At 54.7% G+C, this 17,343-nt stretch carries 15 protein-coding genes; 14 read left to right on the top strand and 1 reads right to left on the bottom strand.

From position 1 onward, the window contains the following. Positions 1-46 precede the first annotated feature (46 nt). From BN3795_RS06525 to BN3795_RS06460, 14 genes are all read left to right on the top strand, one after another. Entirely contained in the window at positions 47-1,297 is a 1,251-nt protein-coding gene (locus BN3795_RS06525) for a methyl-accepting chemotaxis protein (RefSeq protein WP_068783897.1), read from the top strand. A gap of 125 nt (positions 1,298-1,422) precedes the next feature. Then, positions 1,423-2,946, top strand: coding sequence for a spore germination protein (locus BN3795_RS06520; protein ID WP_068783896.1), 1,524 nt, complete (start codon positions 1,423-1,425; stop codon positions 2,944-2,946). Next, positions 2,933-4,159, top strand: a complete 1,227-nt coding sequence (locus BN3795_RS06515) for a Ger(x)C family spore germination protein (protein ID WP_068783895.1) — start codon at positions 2,933-2,935, stop codon at positions 4,157-4,159. Before BN3795_RS06520 ends, BN3795_RS06515 begins: the two co-directional genes overlap by 14 nt. Beyond that, entirely contained in the window at positions 4,152-4,376 is a 225-nt protein-coding gene (locus BN3795_RS06510) for a hypothetical protein (RefSeq protein WP_068783894.1), read from the top strand. Before BN3795_RS06515 ends, BN3795_RS06510 begins: the two co-directional genes overlap by 8 nt. A 34-nt stretch (positions 4,377-4,410) precedes the next feature. After that, a complete protein-coding gene (locus BN3795_RS06505; protein WP_068783893.1) occupies positions 4,411-5,487 on the top strand; it encodes a GerAB/ArcD/ProY family transporter in 1,077 nt (358 codons plus the stop codon). A gap of 98 nt (positions 5,488-5,585) precedes the next feature. Continuing rightward, a complete protein-coding gene (locus BN3795_RS06500) occupies positions 5,586-6,443 on the top strand; it encodes a uroporphyrinogen-III synthase (protein WP_068783892.1) in 858 nt (285 codons plus the stop codon). 57 nt (positions 6,444-6,500) lie between these two features. Continuing rightward, a complete protein-coding gene (locus tag BN3795_RS06495) occupies positions 6,501-6,809 on the top strand; it encodes a phasin family protein (RefSeq protein ID WP_068783891.1) in 309 nt (102 codons plus the stop codon). A gap of 3 nt (positions 6,810-6,812) precedes the next feature. After that, positions 6,813-8,483: an ABC1 kinase family protein gene (locus BN3795_RS06490; RefSeq protein ID WP_068783890.1), complete on the top strand. Its 1,671-nt coding sequence runs from the start codon at positions 6,813-6,815 to the stop codon at positions 8,481-8,483. 111 nt (positions 8,484-8,594) lie between these two features. Further along, positions 8,595-9,605: a DEAD/DEAH box helicase gene (locus BN3795_RS06485; RefSeq protein ID WP_456319965.1), complete on the top strand. Its 1,011-nt coding sequence runs from the start codon at positions 8,595-8,597 to the stop codon at positions 9,603-9,605. 81 nt (positions 9,606-9,686) lie between these two features. Further along, on the top strand, positions 9,687-10,580 hold the full coding sequence (locus BN3795_RS06480; protein ID WP_068783889.1) for a M15 family metallopeptidase: 894 nt from the start codon (positions 9,687-9,689) through the stop codon (positions 10,578-10,580). A gap of 243 nt (positions 10,581-10,823) precedes the next feature. Next, positions 10,824-11,687 carry an ABC transporter ATP-binding protein gene (locus tag BN3795_RS06475; RefSeq protein WP_068783888.1) on the top strand — a complete coding sequence of 288 codons (864 nt, stop codon included), beginning with the start codon at positions 10,824-10,826 and terminating at the stop codon, positions 11,685-11,687. 14 nt (positions 11,688-11,701) lie between these two features. Further along, the gene (locus BN3795_RS06470) at positions 11,702-12,505 is read left to right on the top strand and encodes a (2Fe-2S)-binding protein (RefSeq protein ID WP_068783887.1); all 804 of its coding nucleotides are present in this window, start codon (positions 11,702-11,704) and stop codon (positions 12,503-12,505) included. Positions 12,506-12,867: 362 nt separating this feature from the next. Then, positions 12,868-14,229, top strand: a complete 1,362-nt coding sequence (locus BN3795_RS06465) for an FAD-dependent oxidoreductase (RefSeq protein ID WP_068783886.1) — start codon at positions 12,868-12,870, stop codon at positions 14,227-14,229. 237 nt (positions 14,230-14,466) lie between these two features. Further along, a complete protein-coding gene (locus BN3795_RS06460; protein ID WP_068783885.1) occupies positions 14,467-15,330 on the top strand; it encodes a formate/nitrite transporter family protein in 864 nt (287 codons plus the stop codon). 803 nt (positions 15,331-16,133) lie between these two features. Here BN3795_RS06460 and BN3795_RS06455 read toward each other — a convergent pair. Continuing rightward, the gene (locus BN3795_RS06455) at positions 16,134-17,039 is read right to left on the bottom strand and encodes a transposase (protein WP_068783884.1); all 906 of its coding nucleotides are present in this window, start codon (positions 17,037-17,039) and stop codon (positions 16,134-16,136) included. Positions 17,040-17,343 lie beyond the last annotated feature (304 nt).

The raw sequence follows: 17,343 nt of genomic DNA, 5'->3' as shown, positions 1-17,343 counted from the left end.
TATAATTTGGGTATAAGCTATTAATCTAGTGAAGGAAGGATCCGCTATGAAAAAACGCGTAAGGCTGTCCTTATGGCTAACAACCCTCTTCGTGGCTATTATCCCAAGTCTTCTAAACGTGGTGTTGAACGGTGAAATCGGATCAACCGGAGTTCTGATTGCAGGGATCTCCGTCGGATTGGCCGTGTTGGCAGCCTGGCTGTTGATTCGCTTGATCGCCCTCCCGCTGGATCGTTTAACGCAAACCGCCAAACAAATCGGCGAAGGGGATTTGACCCAACGCGTAAACTACTTGAACCGGACGGATGAGATTGGCGGCTTGGCCCAACAAATTCAAGGGATGGTGGATCAGCTGCGGGGGATGATCCTCGGCGTTCGGGAGACGACGAATCAGGTCGTAACCTCGTCCGAACAGTTGTCGGCCGGTGCGAGTCAAACCACGAAATGGATCGAGCAGGTCAGTTCATCCATCCAGGAGATTGCAGCCAGCAGCGAGCGGCAGCTGTCGGAGCTTGACACCGAGGCTCTGGGGATGGGAGAGATGTCCCGACAGGCGAGCCTCATGTCGGAACAAATTCTGTCCGTCAGTGCAACGATGGAGAAGACGACGGCAGCTGCAGAAGAAGGCAATTCCTCCGTCCTGAGCGTTGTGGAGAAAATGGAACGTATCCAGCAAACGGTGGATGAACTGGGAGAGGTTATCCAAACCTTAGGCGAGCATACGGCAAATATTGGGGGCATCGTCGAGGTGATTACGGGCATCGCTCAGCAGACCAACCTGCTGGCGTTGAACGCCTCGATCGAAGCCGCGCGGGCCGGCGAGGAAGGCCGGGGGTTTGCGGTGGTAGCTTCGGAGGTGCGCAAGCTGGCGGAGGGCTCCGAGCAATCCGCGAAGCAGATTGAGGAATTGATCGGCAGCGTCCAGGCTGAGGTCGAACGGGCGGTTCTTTCGATGGAGGATGCGAAGCAAGGCGTTCAAGAGGGAATCCTCGCCGTCGATACCTCCGGCCGTTCCTTCTCGCGAATTCGCAAAGCGGTTCGCAGCGCCGCCGAGAAGATGGAAGGCATCGTCGGCGGCGCCCAAGGGATGGTCGCCGGGACGGAAATCGCCAAGGATTCCATTCAGGGAAGCCGGCAGGTATCCGAGGAGCTTGCCAGCAAGTCGCAGACGATTACCGCGGTTGCCGAAGATCAGCTCGCTTCCGTCGAGGCTATCGCTTCCTCCGCGGCCCAGTTGACTCAAATGGCGGAGCAATTAAAGGCGATGATGGACAAGTTCAAGGTGGACCGGAAATAATTCATTTCCTGCAAAGCTCTCCGGCTGACAGCCGGGGGCTTTTTTTTGTCTACATAGATTTCCCCAAATGGTACATTCTACATCATGTTAACGTTGAATCGGCAATGGGCAAGGAGTGTGATCCCATGAAGACCAAGGAACGCAAGCAAGAGAACCAAATCAGCCGAGATTTGGCGGAGAATATCAAGCAAGTGAAAGACGTATTCCAGGATTGCTCCGACGTCGTTTACCGCGAACTCCAATTGACCGAGCATACCCGTGGATTGCTGGTCTATATCGAAGGGATCACCAAGGTTGAGGACGTTCAGCAGCATATTCTTCGTCCCCTAATCGAAGGGATGGCCCAGCATCCGCAGGCGGAGGGGGAAATCTACCCGCTGTCGTTCACCCGGGTTTCTCTGAGTCAATCACAGGCCGCCAAGGATTGGCCGACTGTGATTAACGGAGTTCTGACGGCGAACGTCGCCATCTTCATAGAGAACATGGATGAGGTGCTGCTGTTCAGCGTCAAAGGCGGCTCGCGGCGGAGCGTTCAGGAGCCGCAGACCGAGGCGGTGATCCGCGGCCCGCGCGAAGGGTTTACAGAGTCCCTGCGGATCAATACCGCCTTGATCCGGTTCAAGATCAAAACGGAGAAGCTAAAGCTGATCGATATGGTGATCGGAAAGGTCACCAAGACGGATGTGGCGCTGGCTTATATCGAAGGCTTGGCTGAAGAGCAACTGATCACCGACGTGAAGGATCGGCTGTCAAGTATTGATATGGACGGGATTCTGGAGACGGGATACATCGAGGAATGGATTGAGGATAATCCGTCTTCCCCATTTCCGCAGATGCAATATTCCGAACGTCCCGATTCGGTAGCCGCCCAACTGCTGGAGGGAAGGGTCGCCATCTTTGTCGATGGTACGCCGTTTGTGCTGATAGCTCCGGTAACGTTATGGCAGATGCTGCAGGCCAGCGAGGATTATTACGAGCGGTTCTTCATCAGCAACATGATCCGCTGGATCCGGATCTTCTTCTTGTTCTTGGCCTTGTTTCTTCCCAGCCTGTATATCGCGGTCACTACATTTCACCAGGATATGCTGCCTTCCACGTTGATCCTGAGCATTGCGGCCTCCAGGGAGGCGATTCCTTTCCCGGCTCTGGTGGAGGCCTTCATCATGGAGATCTCCTTTGAAGCGCTGCGGGAAGCGGGGATCCGGCTGCCCAAAACCGTAGGGCAAGCGGTCAGCATTCTGGGCGCCCTGGTCATTGGACAAGCTGCAGTGCAGGCCGGCATCGTCTCGGCGCCGATGGTTATCGTCGTTTCGTTGACCGGGATCGCCTCTTTTACGGTTCCCCGGTTTAGTCTTGCCGTGACGGTACGCATGCTGCGCTTTCCGATCATGCTGCTCGCCAGTGCATTTGGCCTATTCGGCATCGTCATCGGAGCGATTTGGATCATCGTTCATCTGACGCAGCTTAAATCGTTTGGCGTTCCGTATATGAGCGGCATTGCTCCTTACAAACCGGAAGATACAAAGGACATTTTCAGCCGGGTACCCATGTGGAAAATGAAGAAGCGGCCTTCCGATGCGAACGGAGGCAATGCCCGGCGGATCGGGAAATCCAGGCCTTTGGGGAGTGATTCCAATGAGGGGTGGTAAAGGGAGCTTTCATAAAGCTGTGCTCCGGCTGAGGTTTCTCCCGGCCCTGCTGCTTCCTCCGCTTGTCCTGACCGGCTGCTGGGATCGGCTCGAAGTGAACGATGTCGCTTTCGTTCTGGCAACTGCGACGGATTTGGAACAGGGAAAAATTCGCGCGACCGTACAGATCGCATTGCCCAGCTCCCTGGGCGGCGCAGGCAGCGAAGGCGGGGGCGGCGGGACATCCGGCAACAAGACCTACCTGATGCTTTCTGAGACAGCGCCTACGCCCTATCAGGCCAATCAATTGATGCAAAGCACGCTATCGCGGACGCTCAACTTCTCCCACCGGCGGGTAACGATTCTCGGGGAGGATTTCGCTAAAGCGGGTATCGGCCAGTTTCTTGACATCTTTGGGCGGTATCCGCAGAATCGATTAACGACATATATCGTCCTGAGCCGCGGCCCGGGGTATAAACTGCTGGGAGTCGATGCTCCTATTGAGCAATCGCCTTCGGAGATGATCCGGGAGTTGACCAAGTCGGCGATGAAGGACCCGGTGTGCGTCCAAAGCCTGGTCAACACGTTGCTGACCGAAGGCATAGACTTGGCTATCCCGGTCATGGAAACCAAGGAGAGTGCTCCAAAGAGGGTTGGGGAAGGGCAAAGCCTGGTCAAGCTCAGCGGTCTAGGGGTATTTCGCAACAACCGGCTGGTAGGTTATCTGAATTCGGAACAAGGTCAGATGGCTTTGATGGCCATGGGACAAGCGCTGAATCCTAAAGTGACGCTCAAGCTGGATGAGAAGTATCCGGAGGAATCCGTTACCGTCGTATTAACCCAGAACCGAGCGAAGCTTCGCCCTCATCTCCAAGGCTCGGACATCTCATTTGATATTGAGGTGAAGGCGCGGGGATTGGTTCTGGAGGATACGACCCACCAGAATCTTCAATTCACGATGATGGCCGATTTGGAGAAGCGCTGCAATGAGTATATTACCGAGGCGATTCAGGAGGTTGTTCAAGAAGCGGTACGGAAGCATCGGGCCGATATTTTCGGTTTAGGCGTCGCTTTTAATAACAAGTATCCTGCCGAGTGGAAGAAAATTCATGACCGCTGGCATGAGAAGCTGCCGGAAGTTGAGGTGCGTGTTCACTCGGAGATTAGGCTGGAAAGCAACGGGGAAGTCATCAATTCGTTGGGGATCAAGGAGGAACGTCTCGAAAATGAATAGTACCCATCTTACCCTGTTGCTGCTGATCGCTCTAAGCATTTGGCGAGACAGGGAAGCGCTTCGGGGGGGAGGAGCAGTAAACCGCTTTGCGTTCTATACGGTAATGGCGGCCTCCTTCCTCATCCTGCTCTATAATTTCGGGGTATCCGACTCCTTTCATCCCGCGGATTGGTTAGGCAGGCTGCTCGAACCGCTCGTCCGATTCTCCAGAACCTAATCCAACCGCATGAAACCTTGAGGAGTGAAGGCTTGTGAAAATTACCAAACGGCAAATTTTTCTGCTGGGCATTTTGTGCATCGGGTCGATTTCGTGTATGGAGACCTTTTCCCTGGTCAGCCAGACCGCACACCAGCATGCGTTCATTTCTTACATCATCGGCGGACTGGTCAGTCTCTTGGTGTTGTGGCTCGTATCGTTGACGTTGAAGCGATTCTCTGACCGCAATTTGCTGCAGGCCCTGACGGTTCGTTCCCCCGCAATGGGACGGGTGCTGTTAGCGCTGTATGCTCTGTTTCTGCTGTTTGTCAGTGCAAGAGACATTCGCGGCGTTGCCGACTTTACGAATACAGTGCTGCTCAACCGGACACCGATCCCGATTCTCGGGCTGATGATTACCGCAACGGCCGTTTATATCTGCCAAGGAGGGATCCGGGCCTTTTTGGGGCTGAGCGAGATTTACATCCCTATTTTCATGGCCGCAGTGGCGTTCATCCTCCTGGTCCTGGCCAGAGATTTGAACCCCCGCTATCTGGTCCCTTATTTCTCACTGGATTGGCTGGGCATTCTGAAAGGCGTCTGGTGCATCTTCCCTTATCAAGCTGAAATCCTTATGCTCCCGCTTGTGATCTCCGGAAAATACTATAAAGCGTCGGCGGGTTATGTCAGTTTGGCGGTAGGCACAGGCGTGCTGATCGTATTGCTGCTCGTGACCCAAATGGTTCTCGGTGTCCCGTTGACCGGCAAGCTGATTCATCCGGGCTACGAGATGATTCGTCACATCCAGATCACCGACTTCATCGACCGCTTCGACCTGTTGCTGATGGCCCTTTGGTATCCGACGGCGTTAGGGAAGATCGCCTTTGATCTCTACGCCCTAAGCTATACGCTGCAAATGGTCGTGCCCAAGCTGTCCGGCCGTTTGATGACGGCCCCCGTAGGGGCTTTCTGCTTCGCCTGTTCCAGCTGGTTCTTCAAAAATACCCTGCAGCAGTATGACTTCAACTTCGTCTGGCCGGCGATCGCCATCGTCTTTAACCTTGTCTTTCCGATTCTGTGCTTCGCGCTGCTGTGGCCGCGCCGGAGCCGACCGGAGCCAAAGGCGGGATAACCCGGCCGAAAGGGTGGATCACAATAGACATTTTACTTCGCCCTCTCCCTCGTATAAGCTGAAGATAGTGAAAATAGGTTAATCCTGGGAGGGATACGATGGCACGGAGACTGGAAGGGAAAAGAGTTGCGCTGACGGGCCCACGTCGGGCCGAGGAGCTGGGCAAGCTGGTGGAGAATATGGGAGGCATTCCGCTGTACCGTCCGGCGCAGGGTACCGTGCTGCTGGACGATCAAGCCTTGCGGAACGGGATTGTCGATTGGGTGGCGCATCCGCCGGACTGGTCCATTTTCACGACCGGGATGGGTCTGGAAGCGTTGTTCGACATGGCCGGGGACATGGGGGTCGCCCAGCCGCTCTGGGATCACCTCCGGGCGGGAAAGATCGCCGCGCGCGGCTACAAGACGGCGAATGCTTTGAAAAAGCGGGAGTTGACGCCGATCGTGCGCGATGACGACGGCAGCACGGAGGGGCTCATTCGCGGGCTGGCGGAGCATGAATTGCGCGGAGCCAGCGTGTTGTTGCAACTGCACGGGGATCCGGCCCCGCGTCTGGTGGCCTGGCTGGAGGAGCAGGGGGCGAACTGCCGGCAGCTTCTGCCGTACCGGCATATTGCTCCGCCGGAAGCGGATCTGGAGCGTCTCCTCGGCGACCTCCTGGCCGGGGAGGTTGATGCGGTGACATTCACCAGCGGACCGCAGGTGCGGTTTCTGATGGAGCACGCCGCGCGTCAGGGGCGGCTGGCGGCTTTGATGGAGTCGCTGGCGGGGCCCGTACTGGCGGTAGCCGTCGGCAAGGTAACGGCAGCCGGTTTATACGAAGCCGGCGTTCCTCGGGTGCTGGCGCCCAAGGAGGAGCGCATGGGCAGCATGATGGTGGAGCTGGCCCGCTATTATGCGGGGGAAGCGGAACCGCTTTATGCCGTTCAGCCCGGCGGCGATGGACAACGCGCCTGAATGGGTAAAGATGAAGTAGAAGCCATACGAAACCTCGAATGGAAAGGATGATGGGCAATGAGCGATTTACTGAAAAAAGCGATTTCCCTGGGATGGGGTTTGACGATCACGAGCAAGGAGAAAGTGGAAAGTATCGTTGAGGATTTGGTGAAACGCGGCGAGCTGGCTCCTTCCGAGTCGAAGCAACTGGTGGAGAAGCTGATCGACCGCGGTGCTGAAGAACAGAGCAAGTTCAAGGAGCTGGTGAACGAGCAAGTCCGGTCTGCGCTGCAAGGCATGGGCCTGGCCTCCGCCAAAGAGGTGGAGGAATTGACGCGGCGGGTCGCAGAGCTGGAGATTAAGCTCGCCGAGATGCAGCAGCCGTAAGCGATGAGCGGCTTTGTCAGACATACCGGCCGTTATCGTGAAATCGCCATGGCGCTTGGGCGCCATGGCTTTGGCTATTTGGCCGAGGAGATCGGTCTGACCCGGCTGATTCGATTGCCGCTGCGGGGGCTGCGAAAGTCTGAGCCGGAATCCCGTACCTTGGCCGAGCGGATCCGGCTCGTTCTGGAGGAGCTGGGGCCGACGTTCGTCAAGGTCGGCCAGCTGGCCAGCACGCGCTCGGATTTGTTGCCGGAGGCGATCATCCAAGAGCTCGTTAAGCTGCAGGACCAGGTGCCGCCGTTTCCGGCCGAGGAGGCGCGCGGCATCCTGGAGACGGAGTTGCGCCAGCCGTTGGCGGAGCTGTTCCAGAGCTTCGAGGAGACGCCTCTCGCCGCCGCTTCGATTGGCCAGGTGCACCGAGCCCGGCTCATCACGGGAGAGCCGGTCGCCATTAAGGTTCAGCGGCCCGGCATCGCGCCGACCATTGAGCTGGATCTCGACATTCTGCAGCATTTGACAACGCTGGCGAATAAGCGGTGGTCCTGGGTATCCCGGTATCAGATTCCGCAGATGGTTGAGGAATTTGCCCGGTCGATCCGTGCGGAGCTGGATTACAGCTTCGAAGGCCGGAACATGGAGAAGATTCGCCGGCAATTTAAGGACGGAGAGGGGATTTACATTCCCGAGGTGCACTGGCCTTTAACGACCTCCCGCGTGCTGACCATGGATTTCGTGGAGGGCGAGCACCTGAACCGCCTGTTGGCGATCGAAGCGATGGGAATCGACCGCAAGGAACTGGCAGAGCGGCTGGTAAACGCGCTGCTGCGGCAAATTTTCGAAGGCGGCTTCTTCCATGCCGATCCCCATCCCGGCAATTTGCTGGTGACTCGCACCGGCGAGCTGGCCTTCATCGACTTCGGGATGGTTGGGCGCCTTAGCGGCGAGATGAAGGATCACTTGTCTTCCCTGGTGATCGCCTTAATGCGGCGAAGCACCGAAGGGATGGTGCGGGCGATCCTGCGCATGGGTCTCGTTGGCGAGGAGGCCGATACAGCCGGGTTGCGCATGGATCTGGAACGGCTCCGTGAGCGTTATTACGACCTCCCGTTTGCGGAGATCCAGATCGGGCAGGCTTTGCAGGATCTGTTCGCCACGGCCCAGAAGCATCAGGTGGTGCTGCCTGCCGACCTTCTGCTGCTTGGCAAGGCGCTGCTGACCGTCGAGGGGGTAGCGCTTGCGCTGGACTCCGACCTGCGCATCCTTGATCTGGCCGAGCCCTTCGGGCGCAAGCTACTGCGCGAGAAATACGCCGCGCGCAGGCTTGGCAAGAAACTGATCGACGAAGCTGCCGAGCTGACGGATTCCCTGATTGATCTGCCGCAGCAGGTACGCAAGCTGTCGAGTACGCTGGCGCGCGGCAAGCTGAAAATGGATATGAACGTGCCGGAGATGGAGCAGTTCCTCCGCAAGCTGGATCAAATCAGCAATCGTTTATCCTTCAGCATTGTGCTGCTGGCCTTCAGCATCATTATGGTGGGACTCATCATTGGCTCTTCCCTCTCCCGGATGCCGACCCTGCTCTGGGACATTCCGGCGATTGAGATCGGCTTCATCGTCGCTACGCTGATGTTCCTATGGTTGCTGTTCTCCATCTTCCGGTCGGGAAGGTTCTAAGGATGTGTTACAATAAGGAAGCTGAAGAAGATGAGGTGAAACCTGTTGACGACTTTTGAAAGTTTAAATGTATCGCCTGTTCTGCTCCGCAAGCTGCAGGGACAAGGGATCGTGAATCCGACGCCGGTGCAGGAGGCGGCGATTCCCGTGCTGCAATCGGGCGAGGACGCCATCGTGCAGGCGCAGACCGGCACGGGGAAGACGCTGGCGTTCCTGCTGCCGATCCTGGAGCGAATCCGGCCGGATCGCCCCGAGGCGCAGGCGTTGATTATTACCCCAACGCGGGAGCTGGCGATTCAAATTACCGCGGAGGCCCGCAAGCTGGCGGAAGCCCGCGAAGGATTATCCGTGTTGGCCGCCTACGGCGGCCAGGACGTGGAGCGGCAATTGCGCAAGCTGAAGAACGGTGCCCAACTGGTTATCGGCACGCCGGGCCGGCTGCTGGATCACCTGCGTCGGGGTTCCCTGACGCTGGGCGCGGTCCGCATGCTGGTGCTGGATGAGGCGGACCAGATGCTGCATATGGGCTTCTTGGCGGAGGTGGAGGAGATCATCTCGCTCGTTCCGCGCAGCCGCCAGACGATGTTGTTCTCGGCGACGATGCCGGACAATGTGAAGCGCTTGGCCAAGACATACATGGACAAGCCGCGCGATATCCGGATTGCGGAGACCTCTCGCGTCACGCTGGACAGCATCCGGCAAATCCTCGTGGAGTGCACGGACCGGACCAAGCAGAGCGCGTTGATCGAGACGATCCGCAGCCAGCGCCCGTATTTGGCCGTGATCTTCTGCCGCACGAAGCGCCGGGCGAGCACGCTGAACGAGGCGCTGCAGGCCGCGGGCTTCCAGTCGGACGAGCTGCATGGCGACCTGTCGCAGGCGAAGCGCGAGCAGGTCATGCGAGCGTTCCGCGACGCGAAGCTGGAGCTCCTCGTCGCGACGGACGTCGCGGCGCGCGGGATTGACGTGGAAGGCGTCACCCACGTCTTCAACTACGACATTCCGCACGATGTGGACAGCTACATCCATCGCATCGGGCGGACTGGCCGCGCCGGGGAGAAAGGCGTGGCCATCACGTTCGCCGCGCCGAAGGATATGGAGGCGCTGCGNAGGTGCGTCTAGAAGGACAGGATTAAGCTACAACATACAGAGGTGCCTCTTGTACGTTCATAGCAGGGCACCCGCCACAGGGGAGGAACCAGGATGTACAGCAAGAAAGGCGCGGTAACCGCGGCGGTGGCACTGATGATGGCAGCAGTTGTTTTTGCGGGCTGCGGGAATCAAGCGGCAGACGCACCGCAGACGTCGGGTCAGGACGGCACGAACGTTGCCGATTCGAACGCTAATTCGGGGAATAACGCCGTAGACGATGGAGGCGCCAAAGACAATCAGGCGACGGAAGGCAACAACGGAGCAAACGACAGCGATGCTGGGGACGGGAACTCCGCTAATCCGGCGCAGAACCCGGATGGCTCGGATCGCAGCAGCGGAGGAGACCAAGCGGCCATGGCCGACCCGCAGAGCGTGGCAGTGCTGATCAACAAGCAATTTGCACTGCCGGATGAGTATGAGCCGAAGGATTTGGTGTATCCGGACGTTCGGTTCACATTCAAGGAGAAGATTGAGAAACGCATGATGCGCAAAGAAGCCGCTGCGGCTCTTGAGGAGCTGTTCGAAGGGGCGGAGAAAGACGGCATCTATCTGGCCGGAGTGTCGGCATACCGTTCGCATCGTACGCAGACCGCGCTGTTTAACCGTTACGTAGAGAAGGACGGCGAGGAAGTGGCCAAGACCTACAGTGCGGTACCGGGTCATAGCGAGCATGAGACAGGGCTGGCTATTGACGTCTCGGGCAGCGACGGCAAATGCGCGGCGGAGAGCTGCTTCGGGGATACGAAGGAAGCGGCCTGGCTGGCCGACCATGCGACCGAATACGGATTTATCATTCGTTATCCGGAAGGCAAAGAAGAGATTACCGGTTATAAATATGAACCATGGCACTTGCGTTATGTAGGGAAAGAAATCTCTGCCGATATCGGCGAGCGGAACATCACGCTGGAAGAATACTACGATGCTGTGCCGGTTTCAGGCCAGTAAGGTTTCTTAAGATGACCATCGTCTTGAGCTTTAGGAAGGAAGGGCGCCCGCGGGCGCCTTTTTTTCATTGTTCCGACAGGCGAACGAACCAACTTAAATTAACAGTTGACATATGATAATGATTATCAGTATCTTTAAGATGATGAAATTTAAATGAAATTAAGATGAAGCCGTTATCCGGACGCTTTTTTAGACCATACATTTGACGGGCTTATTCAGTTGGACACGGAAAGGAAGAGTGCCATGGCCTCCTTAAAAACTTCGCATCTGGACATTGCTTACGAGGATCGTCTGATTGTTGAAGACTTGAATATTTCGATTCCCGAGGGGAAAATCACAGCGTTAGTCGGAGCGAACGGTTCCGGGAAATCAACGGTTCTGAAAACGATGGCCCGGATCCTTCAGCCGAAGTCCGGCAGCGTGCTGCTGAACGGCAAGTCGATCCACAAGCAGTCAACGCGGGAGGTGGCCAAACAACTGGCCATTTTACCGCAAAACCCGACCGCCCCGGAGGGGCTGACGGTTTATGAGCTCGTGTCCTACGGGCGTTTTCCGCATCAAAAAGGGTTCGGCGGTCTGAAAGCCGAAGATCGGAGCATCGTGGAGTGGGCGATTGAAGCGACCCGCATGAGCGAGTTCAGCGATCGCGCCCTCGAGCAGCTGTCCGGCGGTCAACGACAACGGGCCTGGATTGCGATGGCGCTGGCTCAGGAGACGGATATCCTGTTTCTAGACGAACCCACAACGTTTCTGGACATGGCGCACCAGTTAGAGGTGCTTCAACTGCTAGAGGAGCTTAACGACACTTCAAAACGGACTATCGTGATGGTTGTTCATGATCTAAACCATGCCGCTCGTTATGCGCATTATATGATCGCGATCAAGCAAGGCCAGGCGGTTGCTTCCGGCACGCCGGAAGAGGTCGTGACCTCCCCTGTGCTGCGCGATGTGTTCGGTATCGAGGCGGACATTGTAACCGATCCGCGGAGCGGCGTGCCGCTGTGCCTTCCGTATGAGCTGTACCGGGCTGCATCCGAAGGCAAGGTACGCAAAGGCAAAAAGGATGGCTCGGAAGAGGCTTCACCCAAAGTGGTCTCGTTCCTGTAGCGGAGGAACCTAACATGAGCATTGATTATCAGCTGCTGGAGCAGCAATTGGGAATCGTCACGCAGAAGCGGACGGATGCGTTGTTTACAATGCCGGCCGTTATGCTGTTGGATCAGGCGCAGCTGATTTCTTTTTTGGAGTTTTATCAGGAGAAGATCAAGGGGCTTGACCTTCAGGTGTCAGCGTCCTATTTCGCCACAAGTTGGCGGGTGGTGTGTGCAGCCCTGCAGTATATGGTGTCCGTGACGCCGGGGAAGCTGCATTTTTCGCTTGAAAATCTAACGATCCAACTCGTGATGGTGAACGGGTTTCCTTGGGTTTATTTTGTGCTGAACGATAAGCGGGAACAGCCTTGGCCGGTCGGGGATGGTTCTTCTTCGCGGAGAAAAGAACTTGGCCGTTTCTATGGGGAAGTGCTGCGCCCGGTCATGGAGAGAATCTCCGCGGTCTCGGGACTTCCGGTGAACCAGTTGTGGGCGCAATTACCGCTGGGCGTTCAGTTTTACGTCCGCTCCATCGCCGGACATCTGGAGGATGAATCCGCACGCTCTCAGCTTCTGGAGGACTGCGAGCTTGTCAACCAAATGGCTCCAGAGGAGTTTGGCTTGAAGCGTAATCCTTATCAAATCAAGAAAATTTGGCTGGATGATCCTTATCGACCAGGCGAGAAATCGCAGATGAAACCGACCTGCTGCTTGGCTTACCGGACGGAGACGGGACATGGATACTGTTATGGATGTCCGAAGCTCTCCAAGTCGGAGCGGGAGGCGAAATACGCCGAGATCCGAGCGCAGCTCACTGCGGTCCAAGCGGAGTAAATACGAAATCGGTGATTACATAATTGCACTTGGCAGTCCCGAAAGCAGGAATCGGGATGAACCAAGTGCTTTTTTCTTTAAGATGAGTCTCCTGAACCTTCCAGCTTAACATCCATCATCGACGGGAAACCTGATATAGCCTGACGGTTAGCTGCGAACGCGAGAAAAATTTGATATCTAAAATTATGATTTTTTAAAAAAATGCAATTACCACTTGCAATGTGAAAAAAGTCACACTATAATAAGGGCATGAGGTGAAACATTTCACAAGATTGTGATTTAATAAGTGACTATTTTCACAATTGCAGAGATTTTGATAAACAAATGATAAACAAGGAATGACCTTGGAGGAGGAAGAAATCATGAAAGTAGCAGTTATTGGATGTACCCATGCAGGAACGGCGGCAATCGTTAATACGGCCCAATTATACCCGGACGCGGAAATTACGGTTTATGAACGAAATGACAACATTTCCTTCTTGTCGTGTGGCATCGCATTATACGTTGGGGGAATGGTTAAGGATCCGCAGGGACTGTTTTATTCCTCGCCGCAGCAGTTAGCCGATCTTGGGGTGAATACGAAAATGCGGCACGAGGTAGTATCGGTCGATACGGATGCCAAAACACTTCAAGCGCGGAACCTGGAGACCGGTGAAATGTTTGTGGATACGTTTGACAAGCTGATCGTTACTACCGGGTCGTGGCCAATCGTACCTAAGTTTGAGGGCAGCGACCTAGAGAATATCTTGTTATCGAAAAACTTCAACCACTCCAATACAATCATCGAAAAAGCGAAGCAAGCCGAGCATATCGTCGTGGTTGGGGCTGGATATATCGGTGTTGAACTCGTTGAAGCCTTTGAATTAAACGGCAAGCAAGTCACATTGATTGATGCGGAGGACCGCATTTTGAGCAAATACCTTGATCCGGAATACACGGATAAGATCGAACAATCGTTAACGGAGCAGGGGATCGAGCTGGCCTTGGGCCAAAAAGTTACCCGCTTTGAAGGCAAAGACGGCAAAGTGGCTAGAGTGGTCACCGACAAAGGAACCTATGCCGCGGACCTCGTGATTATGTGCATCGGGTTCCGCCCCAATACGGAACTGTTGCAAGGGCAGGTCGACATGCTGGGGAACGGTGCCATTATCGTGGATGAATATATGCGTACCAGCAAGCCGGACGTCTACGCGGCTGGCGACAGCTGCGCAGTATTCTATAACCCAACAGGCAAGCATGCGTATATCCCGCTGGCTACGAATGCGGTTCGCATGGGTACGCTGGTAGCACGTAACCTGGTAGCCCCAACCGTCAAATACATGGGGACCCAAGGCACATCGGGAATAAAAATTTATGAGGATCATATTGCAGGGACCGGGTTGACGGAAGCGGCGGCGAAAGATGCCGGGCTGGAAGCTGAAGCCGTACTGATCAACGACAACTATCGGCCGGAATTTATGCCGACTCACGAATCGGTGATGCTGAAGGTAGTCTATGAGAAGAACACTCGCCGGATCCTGGGCGCACAAATCATGTCGAAGGTGGACCTGACCCAGTCGATCAACACGATTTCGGTATGTATCCAAAACGGAATGAAGATGGAAGAGCTCGCCTTCGTTGATTTCTTCTTCCAGCCCCATTACAACAAGCCGTGGAATTTCCTGAACAGCGCAGGTTTGGGGGCGTTACCGGAGGTGCCGAAGCGGGAGACCGTACAAGTTTAACCGCAACGATATAGCGTAAAAAAACAATTTATCAGCCGGTCAACGAGGGAAGTGCCTTGCTGACCGGCTTTTAGTATGAATTTCGATGTGAAAAGTTTCACTCATTGAAAACGTTATCGTGATCTATGTTACTTATCCGGGTTGAATCAAAACGCTACAATAGACACGAATCATAAGCAAAAAAGATAGGAAGAACAACACTCAACAAGTCAAGCGAACTTAAAAGGAGACTGGATCATGGCTTACTATAAACCAGCGCAAATTGCCGATGTCACCGTGGAGAATGGCATCAAAAAAGCGCATAATCCATTGCTGACCGTACTCATCCTCGGATTTCTGGGCGGGGCGTTTATTGCCCTTGGCTTTCTGCTTGACATTCGTGTCATCAGCAGTGCTCCGGCGGAATGGGGTAGTATCGCCAATTTCATTGGGGCCGCCGTGTTCCCGATCGGGTTGATACTCGTACTGTTGGCCGGCGGGGAGCTCTTGACCGGAAATATGATGGCCGTGCCGCTGGCACGAATGGCAGGGCGAATTTCCACCGGGGACATGTGCAAGAACCTGGTCCTTATTACCTTGAGCAACTTTGTGGGCGCTTTGTTTGTGGCTTACTTTTTCGGGCATGTGGTTGGTTTGACGGCCAGCGGACCCTATCTCGATAAATTGGTTGATATGGCCGGCCACAAGCTGGACGACAGCTTCCTGCAAGCGTTCGTGTCTGGTATCGGCTGTAATTGGCTGGTTGCTTTGGCGGTGTGGCTCTCTTACGGTGCGGACAATATGAGCGGTAAAATTCTCGGCATTTGGTTCCCGACGATGGCCTTCGTTGCCATCGGGTTCCAGCACGTGGTCGCCAATATGTTTCTAATTCCGGCGGCGATTTTTGAGGGATATTACTCCTGGGGAGAGTATCTGAAGAACTTCGTGCCGGTATGGCTGGGGAATTTGACCGGCGGTGCTATCTTCGTGGCCGCAGCCTATTGGACCGCTTATTTGAAGGACAAAGGGCAGGGGCATGAGCATGCGGCGACCGCGGCGGCTCCAGCTCCGGCTTCCGAGTCGGCTGCGGCTTCATCCGCTTCGGCCGGAAAAGCCATCTAAAGAGAGAATTTAGGGATGAGGGGAAAGAGCCTGGCGATGCGTATGTGTCTTCCAGGCTCTTTGCACGATTATCCCTTTTGATCAGTTGGTTGACTGATCCTGCCCCTCACCCGCCAACTTCTCACCACTTAGCTCCTCACCACTTAACTTCTCACCACTTCTCCTCACCATCTTAACTTCTCACCACTTAACTTCTCGCCAACTTAACTCCTCACCTACGTAAACTCTCGGTTACGTATCTCCACTAATTGTAACTCCTCGATCTGCCCCTTCGATGTGACTCGCTATGTGACTTCTCAATGAAACTTCTCAATGAAACTTCTCAATGAAACTTCCTAATGCGACTCTTCAATGTACTTCTCAATATGACTTTTCAATGTGAATCTCAATGTAACTACCCAATGTAACTACCCAATGTAACTACCCAATGTAGCTTCTCAATGTAACTTCTCAATGTAACGTCTCAATGAAATTTCCCAATACAACTCTCTGTGCAACTTTCAATGTGACTTCTGAATGTAACTTCTCAAAGTGAATCCCTATGTAACTTCTCAATGAAATTCCCCAATGCTACTCTCAATGCGGACTTCTCAATGTGACTCTTCTATGTGACTCCTACGAAACTTCCCAATAAAACTCTTCTATGTAACTTCTCAATACAACTTCTCATGTAACTTTCTCACCAATGTAATTCTTCACTCGCTTACCCGCGCACTTCTGTAATATAATGTGTCACTGTCACTTATGTTTCCCCGTACCTACGCAGTCCTAACCCATGGGTGTCTTACTCTTCGGACACTCGATCAGGCAGCAACTGGGAGTTGCGGATTCGGTTGGCGAGCGATTAGCTGGCGATAAGGGATTGCCGGAATGGCCATGCATATGCGCAGCAATTCCTGCCGCATCGCAAGGTCTGTACCCGGTCGGACGCTCAACTTCCGTCGTACCGTGTACTCGTTCAGATACGCTTGCAGATACTTCAGACCTAAGCTCACATATGTTCTCGTCAGCGATCCCCAAGCCTCTCTTACCACTTTGCGCAAGGGCAAATACAGTCGAAAAGCCAGAGGGAACGACTGCACCATCGACGTACGGACTTCCACATTCCTGTTAATGAATGTCACGAGATCTCGTTGGTTCCCCCTCTCCCCGTTGCCTCGTTTATGTGGAAGAAGGCGGAGTTTGATATGTTCAAGCTCACCTGACTCCGTCACTGTGCAGCCGGCTACGACTGCTGTTGCATACGGATTCGGAAACTGGGGCCGGGCTGGATTGGCCCCATACTGATCGCAGTTCACCTTAACTTCCCCGCTTAATAGTTCCTTCGCATCGAATTCCCCGACAGAATGGCGTATTTTGTGCAGCATCAACCAAGCGGTCTTGTAAGTCACCTGAATTTCTTTGCTCAACCGCGTCGCTGAGATCCCGTCCGGGAGCAAAAATAACTCCAGCGCTTGAAACCACTTCATCAAAGGCAGATGCGTGCCTTCAAACATCGTCCCGACCATAGGTGAAGTCTGATGCCCGCAGCTTGCGCACTCGAACAAAGGAACACGGCGAGAACTCAAATGGCTGCACCGGGTGTGAGCACATCGCGGGCAGACGAAGCCCGTTGGCCACTTCATAGCGATCAGCGCATTCATGCAATCCTGCTCGCTCGTATAACGTTGGCCTATGGGGTGATGAATCATTTCCGCAGTGGTCTCCATGCCAGTCGCCTCCCAAGATAAGAATGTGTGTTCCCTTTTCTCCATTATATACCAAACAAATGTTCTGTACAAGCCTAATTTTTCCACATTGAACTATTAAAAAAATAACTCCAGCGCTAGCCTCCTGAACGAAGGGGATAATCGTGAAAAGGGGGCTCAAGCATAGAATGCCGCCGCAGAACATCGCTGCAGAATGCCGGCACAGCATGATGCGATGAATGCCATCGCAGAATACCGCTACAGAACGTCACTGCCGAACACATCACGGTCAAGCATTGCCAATCGACCGCTGGCATCGCTAGGC

Source organism: Paenibacillus phocaeensis (assembly GCF_900021165.1).
GTDB lineage: Bacteria > Bacillota > Bacilli > Paenibacillales > Paenibacillaceae > Fontibacillus > Fontibacillus phocaensis.
Note: the sequence above shows the minus strand (reverse complement) of the source record. Positions and strands in the feature narration are given on the sequence as shown.